The organism is Deinococcus seoulensis (assembly GCF_014648115.1).
GTDB lineage: Bacteria > Deinococcota > Deinococci > Deinococcales > Deinococcaceae > Deinococcus > Deinococcus seoulensis.
Window position 1 is genome coordinate 1 of the sequence record NZ_BMQM01000063.1, and the last position, 6687, is coordinate 6687.

Sequence of the window (6687 nt, forward strand, 5' to 3'; positions counted from 1 at the left end):
TCTTCACAAACAGAAAGTGTCCCCTATCGGGGACGCTTTCTCATAATTTCTGTCAGGCGGTCAGCCCTGCTGGGACAGGCCGCGACCGCCCAGACCACGTACGACCCCCGCAGGGAGCCACAGACGGACTATCAGGCCGCACTGCGCGAAGCGAAACGTCGCAACGTGAACGTACTCCTTGACCTGGGTGGCGACTGGTGTGGTGACTGCCGGCGCCTGGACGCCTTCATCGCCGCCAATCCCGACGTGGCCCGCACCCTGAAGGACAACTACGTTCTGCTGAAGGTGTACGTTGGCGATGAGAAAGACAATTCGGCGTTCCTGAGTCGCCTCCCGCCATTCAACTGGGTGCCATACTTCTTCGTGATCAGCCCGGATGGTCGTGTCCTCAAGGCGATGGACACCCGCAACCTGACAGTCAACCAACAGTTTTCCAAACCGAATGTGACGGCTTTCCTGAAAACGTTCACTCGACGCTGAGGCGAAATTCAGAGGCGCGGAGCACCTTTGGATGCTCCGCACCGTCGCCATTCAACTTCAGCGTTTCAGTCGCCGGGTGACGGCCGCCACTTCCGGCATCCGCAGGGCCAGTGCGCCGCCCAGGTACACGGCGAGGCCCGCCCCGCCCGCCAGGGCCAGCACCGGAATGCTGGTCAGGATGAAGCCCGGCTCGATCGGCACGGCCCGCGCGATCAGCCACGCCGCGCCGCCCGAGACGGCAGCCAGCGGCACGACGCGCAGCAGGTGCAGCGTCACTTCCCGCCCAGGGAAGCCCACGGCGCGGCGGTACAGGGCGATCAGCGCGGCTGTCATCAATAGGCCGCTGATGGTGGTGCTCAGGCCGAAGCCGATCAATCCCAGGCCCGGCACCAGCAGGCGGTACAGGCCGACCTCCAGCACGAAGCCGATGGCGCTGATGGTCACGGCCTCACGGGTGCGTTCACGGGCGTAGAAGGTGCGCAGCAGCACCGTGACCAGCGCCCACGGCACGAGGGCCAGGGACCAGCTGCTCAGGATGCCTGCCCCGGCCAGGAATTTCACGGTTTCCTCGGCGGTACGGGGGGCGTGGGTGTTGATGACGCTGATCACGTAGGGGGACAGCGCGATGATCAGGGCGCTCATGGGGGCGGCCAGGAACGTGGTGGTGCGGATGGTGCTGGCGGTGAGTGCGCGGAACTGCGGCCAGTTCTTCTCGGCGGCCGCCTGCGAGAAGCGCGGGAAGACCGCCAGGACGGGAGAGACGACGAACAGGCCGTTCACGGTGGTGAACAGTGCCTGCGCGTTGAAGTACCCGGCCTGCGTGCCGGAATCGAACAGCCGCGCGTCGGAGAGCAGGCGCAGCACGTACACGTTCAGGAACTGCCGCGCCCCGGCCGTCAGGGTGAACGGGGCCATCTGGCGGATCACGCGTCCCACCGCCGGGTGCCCCCTCAGGGCCGGGGTGGGCAGCAGCCCGAAGCGGTTCAGGGCAGGTAACTGCACCACGAGTTGCGCCACGCCGCCGATCAGCCAGCCGAACGCCAGCCACTCGGCCTGCTTGGGCAGCAGCACCAGCGCCGCGATGCTGGCGATGTTGAACGCCACGGGCGCGAAACTGCTCTCGCGGAAGTGCTCGTCGGCGTTCAGCAGTCCCATGGCGATGGCGGACAGGCTGATCAGCATCAGGAACGGCATGACCATGCGGGTCATGAACAGCGCCAGTTCCCGGTCGATGTTCGACTGCCCGGCCAGCAGCAGGTCCACGAGGTACGGCGCGGCCAGGATGCCCGCCGCCATGAGGAGCAGGTTCACGGCGATCAGTACGCCGCTGAACGCCTGCGCCAGCTTTCTGCGCTCGGCATCATCCAGGGTCTTGTAGACCGGGATGAACGAGTTCACCAGTGCCCCCTCGGCCAGCAGTTCCCGCAGCAGGTTGGGAATGGTGACGGCCGTGTTGAACGCCTCGATCAGCGTGACGCTGAACAGGTTGTTCAGGGCGATCTGGCGCAGGATGCCGCTCAGGCGGGAGCCGAGCGTGCCGAGCATGACGATGATGGTGTTGGCGCGCAGGGATTTTTTCGGCCCGGCGGGTGGGGGCGCGGCGGGCGGTCCGGCGTCCTCGAAGGACATGTTCAGTTCGGGTGGTGCGGGGGGCGGGCCGGACGGCGGGAGACTCACGGGGGTCACTGTACCGCCCGTTCCGCCCGGCCTTCATGCGGCGTTCAGGTCGCGGGCTGGTTCTGCTCGTCGGGGGTGACCTCGCGGGCGCTGCCGTCCGGGCCGATGAGCAGGTGCGGCGCGCCGAAGCTGACGTTCAGGCGCAGGGTGTTCAGGTACGCCTGGAGGTTGGCGGGCATGTCGCTGAGGGTGAAGGGTGCGCGGGGGGCGGCGACGAGGCGGTACAGGCCAGTCTGGCCGGGCAGGCGGTCGTACACGAACGCGCCGCGCCGCTGGGCGGGTGTCAGGTGCTCGTCGAAGCCTCCGGCGGGGGCGTTGGGGTCCTCGGTTTCGGGGCGCAGGTCGATCCAGACGTGCGTGCGTTCCAGCAGTCCCTCGCTCTGCAGGGCGGCCTCGGGAACGGTGTCGTCCCCGGCGGCCAGGAACTGCGCGACGTGGCCGCGTGTGTCGGTGGCGAACCAGTCGAATTCCACGTCGCGGATTTCCTCGCGGGTGATGACGACCTGCAGCAGTTCCTCGTCGGTGAGGGGGGGTTCGGTGGGGGCGTGGCTCATGGTTACTGGCCACCCAGCGCGGCGGCGACCACGTCGCGTGCCTCGTCCATGACCTGCTTCAGGTGCTCCGGGCCGCGGAAGCTCTCGGCGTAGATCTTGTAGACGTCCTCGGTGCCGCTGGGGCGCGCGGCGAACCAGGCCTCGTCGGTGGTGACTTTCAGGCCGCCGATGGGTTCGTCGTTGCCGGGCGCGCGGGTGAGTTTCGCGGTGATGGGGTCGCCGCCCAGGGTGGTGGCGGTGACCTGTTCGGGCGAGAGGCTGCCCAGGATCTTCTTCTGGTCGGGCGTGGCGGGCGCGTCCTGGCGGTCGTAGGCGGTCGCGCCGAGGCGGGCGGTCAGGTCCGCGAAGCGGGCGCTGGGCGTCTGGCCGGTGCGGGCGGTGATCTCGGCGGCGAGCAGGCCGGGGATCAGGCCGTCCTTGTCGGTACTCCAGGCGCGGCCGTCGCGGCGCAGGAAGCTGGCCCCGGCGCTCTCCTCGCCGCCGAAGCCGAAGGAGCCGCTTTGCAGGCCCGCCACGAAGTACTTGAAGCCCACCGGGACCTCCACGACGCGGCGGCCGATGCTGGCGCCCACCCGGTCGATCAGGGCGCTGCTGACCAGCGTCTTGCCGATGGCGGCGTCTGCGCGCCAGCCGGGGCGGTTCTGGAACAGGTACTCAATCATCACGGCGAGGTAGTGGTTGGGGTTCATCAGGCCGTCGGCGGTGACGATGCCGTGCCGGTCGGCGTCCGGGTCGTTCCCGATGGCCACGTCGAAGTCGCCTTTCAGGGCCAGCAGACCCGCCATGGCGTAGGGGCTGGAGCAGTCCATGCGGATCTTGCCGTCGCGGTCCACGCTCATGAACGCGAAGCTGGGGTCGATGACGTCGTTCACGATGGTCAGGTTCAGGTCGTGCGCCGCCTGAATGGCCTGCCAGACCGGGAGGCTGCTGCCGCCCAGCGGGTCCACGCCGATGCGCACGCCGCTGGCACGGATGACGTCCAGGTCGATCACTTCGGGCAGTTGCGTCACGTAGGGCGTGATGAAGTCGAATTCCTCCAGGGCGGCCATGGCGTCTTCCAGGGACACGCGCTGCACGTCGCGCAGTTCGTCTTCCATGATCTGGTTGGCGCGGGCCTGCACGACTTTCGTGACGTCGGTGTCGGCGGGGCCGCCGCTGGGCGGGTTGTACTTGAACCCGCCGTCCTGCGGGGGGTTGTGGCTGGGCGTGATCACGATCCCGTCGGCCACGCCGTCCACGCCTGCGCGGTTGTGTTCCAGGATGGCATGGCTGACCAGCGGGGTGGGCGTGAACAGGCCGGGCTGCACGCGCACGCGCACGCCGTTGGCGATCAGGACTTCCAGCGCGGTCATCCAGGCGGGTTCGGACAGGGCGTGCGTGTCCAGGCCCATGTACAGCGGCCCGGTGATCCCGGCCTGCGCGCGGTACTCGGCGACGGCCTGAGAGATCGCCAGGATGTGCGCCTCGTTGAAGGTCCCGGCGAGGCTGTTGCCGCGGTGGCCGCTGGTGCCGAACGCCACGCGTTGCAGCGGGTCGCTGGGCAGCGGGCGGGTCTCGTAGTAGTGCGCCACCAGGCGGGGAATATTCGTCAGCAGGCTCCGGGGAGCGCGTTTACCGGCCAGTTCGCTGATGGTCATGCCGCCCAGTGTACGGAGTGCGGCCCCCGCGCAGGCGCTTGCGGTAAGACAGCGTGAAGTGCCTCCCGCCGGGGCGGTCGTTGCGCCGCTCGGTGACGGGTGACCCGGAAGTGGCGGCGGGCGGCTGCTACGCTGGGCGGCATGAGGGAGTTCCTGAACGACTGGTGGCGGCTGCTGAAGCTGATCGTGGGGTCGCTGGCGATTCCGGTGGTGCTGTGGGGGCTGCTGGTGTGGGCGGGCGTCCTGAAGTAATACCGACTCCGGTTGAATGGCTTACAAAGCCGCTGGGTCCGAGCGAATGCGCGTAGGAGCCGAAACAGACGGAATCCGCAGAACGGGTGCTCGGCGGCCGTTCCCCCGGCGGGTGACACGCGGCGCGCGGGGGTGGAATCGTTCCCAGCGCCGCGTCTCATGTGTGCCGTGTTACGTTCGGGGTATGACGGTCAAACGGCAGAAAGGTGCAGACAGGGCCTCCGAGAAGGGCGCAGAGACACGCGCGGGCAGCAACCACTTCGAGCACGCGCTGGTGCTGGAAACGGCGCGCGTGACCGAGGGCGCGGCGCTGGCCGCCAGCCGCTTCATGGGCATGGGCGACAAGAACGCCGTGGACGGCGCCGGCACCGAGGCCATGCGCACACTGCTGAACTCGCTGGACATCCGGGGCACGGTCGTGATCGGCGAGGGCGAGATGGACGAGGCGCCCATGCTGTACATCGGCGAGCAGGTCGGCAGCGGGCAGTACGAGGTGGACATCGCCGTGGACCCGGTCGAGGGCACGGTCGTGACCGCCAAGGGCCTCCCGAACGGACTGGCCGTGATCGCCCTGTCCGAACGGGGCGGCCTGATGCACGCGCCGGACTGCTACATGGACAAGCTGGTCGTGCCGCCCCCCGCCGCCGGGAAGGTGAACCTGGACTGGCCGGTCGAGGCGAACCTGAACGTGCTGGCGCAGAGCCTGGAACGCGACGTGGACGACCTGATGATCACCATCCTGGACCGCGAGCGGCACGCGGACCTGATCCGCCGCGTGCGGGCCACGGGCGCCCGCGTGAAACTGATCGGTGACGGCGACGTGGTCGCCAGCCTGCAGGTCGGCGTGCGCGGCACCGGCGTTCACGCGCTGATGGGGTCGGGCGGCGCGCCGGAGGGGGTGCTGTCGGCGGCGGCCATGAAGTGCCTGGGCGCGGAGATTCAGGGCCGTTTCATCGCCGAGGACGACGCCATGCGCGAGCGGTTCGCGTTGATGGGCGTGGACGAGAAACGCGTGTACAAGACGAACGACCTGGCGCCGGGTTCGCAGATGGTGTTCAGCGCGACCGGCATCACGTACGGCGAGATTCTCAATGGCGTGCGTCACTTCGGTGGTGGGGCCAGGACGCACACGCTGGTGATGGGGTACGCCACGCGGGTCGTGCGGTTCATCGATTCGGTGCACCTGGAAGACGACGGGGCGCGCGTCACGATCCGCGTCTGATCTGCCGCAACTGCCCCGTTCTGTTCTCCCCTGCTCCGGGATGGCCCTGCGCCTCCTGGGGTGGGGGACAGCGCTGTCGGCCGGGCGCGGCGCCCCCCACGCCCATTATGAGAAACGATGAGATTCAGCTTTGCGCTTGCTAAATATCTTAACATTGAACTATTTGATCTTCAGGCGTACACTCCGGTCATGACGAACCCCACTCCCACCCCGGTGAAACTGGCCATCGTGTACTACTCCACGTACGGCACCAACCACGCCATGGCCCAGGTCGCCGCCGAAGCCGCCCGCGCCGCCGGGGCGGAAGTGCGCCTGCTGAAAGTCCCGGAAACGGCCCCACAGGCCGTCATCGATACCCAGGACGCCTGGAAGGCCCAGCAGGACCGCAGTGCGGACGTGCAGACCGCTGCACCCGCCGACCTCGAATGGGCCGACGCCTACCTGTTCAGCAGCCCCACCCGCTTCGGCGGCGCGGCCAGCCAGGTGCGCGCCTTCATCGACACGCTCGGCGGCCTGTGGGGCACCGGCAAACTGGCCAACAAGACCTTCAGCGCCATGACCAGCGCCCAGAACCCCAACGGCGGCCAGGAAACCACCCTGATGACCCTGTACACCACCGCCATGCACTGGGGCGCCATTCTGGTCCCGCCCGGCTACACCGACCCCGCCATCTTCGCGTCCGGCGGGAACCCCTACGGCGCCAGCGTCACGGCCGGCGGCCAGCCCCTGAGCGACGAGGACCGCGCCACCATCGCCCATCAGGCCCGCCGCCTCGTCGAGGTCACGGCCCGCCTGAACGGCTGATACGGACTCCGATTAAATAGATTATAATTGCGGCATCAAACAGATCCCTCTGACCGCCCCT

Annotated in this window: 6 protein-coding genes; 3 read left to right on the forward strand and 3 right to left on the reverse strand. The window is 68.3% G+C overall.

Annotated features, from left to right (window positions below; translation table 11 throughout):
- Positions 1 to 480, forward strand: a 480-nt coding sequence (locus IEY70_RS20405) for a thioredoxin family protein (RefSeq protein ID WP_189066867.1), incomplete at its 5' end; no start/stop codon positions are given.
- 57 nt (positions 481 to 537) lie between these two features.
- On the opposite strand, the gene murJ is transcribed toward IEY70_RS20405, so the two are convergent.
- The 3 genes from murJ to pgm all read right to left on the reverse strand — a co-directional run bounded on the left by murJ (position 538) and on the right by pgm (position 4348).
- Positions 538 to 2109: a murein biosynthesis integral membrane protein MurJ gene (murJ, locus tag IEY70_RS20410; protein WP_189066870.1), complete on the reverse strand. Its 1572-nt coding sequence runs from the start codon at positions 2107 to 2109 to the stop codon at positions 538 to 540.
- A gap of 92 nt (positions 2110 to 2201) precedes the next feature.
- The gene (locus IEY70_RS20415) at positions 2202 to 2711 is read right to left on the reverse strand and encodes a hypothetical protein (protein WP_229778124.1); all 510 of its coding nucleotides are present in this window, start codon (positions 2709 to 2711) and stop codon (positions 2202 to 2204) included.
- Between the two features lie 2 nt (positions 2712 to 2713).
- On the reverse strand, positions 2714 to 4348 hold the full coding sequence (gene pgm / locus IEY70_RS20420; protein ID WP_189066868.1) for a phosphoglucomutase (alpha-D-glucose-1,6-bisphosphate-dependent): 1635 nt from the start codon (positions 4346 to 4348) through the stop codon (positions 2714 to 2716).
- 436 nt (positions 4349 to 4784) lie between these two features.
- Here pgm and glpX point away from each other — a divergent pair, with 436 nt between their 5' ends.
- Both glpX and wrbA read left to right on the forward strand, forming a co-directional pair.
- Positions 4785 to 5822: a class II fructose-bisphosphatase gene (glpX, locus tag IEY70_RS20425; RefSeq protein WP_229778125.1), complete on the forward strand. Its 1038-nt coding sequence runs from the start codon at positions 4785 to 4787 to the stop codon at positions 5820 to 5822.
- A 189-nt stretch (positions 5823 to 6011) separates the two neighbouring features.
- The gene (gene wrbA, locus IEY70_RS20430) at positions 6012 to 6626 is read left to right on the forward strand and encodes an NAD(P)H:quinone oxidoreductase (RefSeq protein WP_189066869.1); all 615 of its coding nucleotides are present in this window, start codon (positions 6012 to 6014) and stop codon (positions 6624 to 6626) included.
- Positions 6627 to 6687: the final 61 nt, after the last annotated feature.

Bases quoted from the DNA above. Each gene is read 5' to 3' on its own strand.
- glpX (WP_229778125.1), top strand. From the start codon at position 4,785: ATGACGGTCAAACGGCAGAAAGGTGCAGACAGGGCCTCCGAGAAGGGC.
- IEY70_RS20415 (WP_229778124.1), bottom strand. From the start codon at position 2,711: ATGAGCCACGCCCCCACCGAACCCCCCCTCACCGACGAGGAACTGCTG.
- pgm (WP_189066868.1), bottom strand. From the start codon at position 4,348: ATGACCATCAGCGAACTGGCCGGTAAACGCGCTCCCCGGAGCCTGCTG.
- wrbA (WP_189066869.1), top strand. From the start codon at position 6,012: ATGACGAACCCCACTCCCACCCCGGTGAAACTGGCCATCGTGTACTAC.
- murJ (WP_189066870.1), bottom strand. From the start codon at position 2,109: ATGTCCTTCGAGGACGCCGGACCGCCCGCCGCGCCCCCACCCGCCGGG.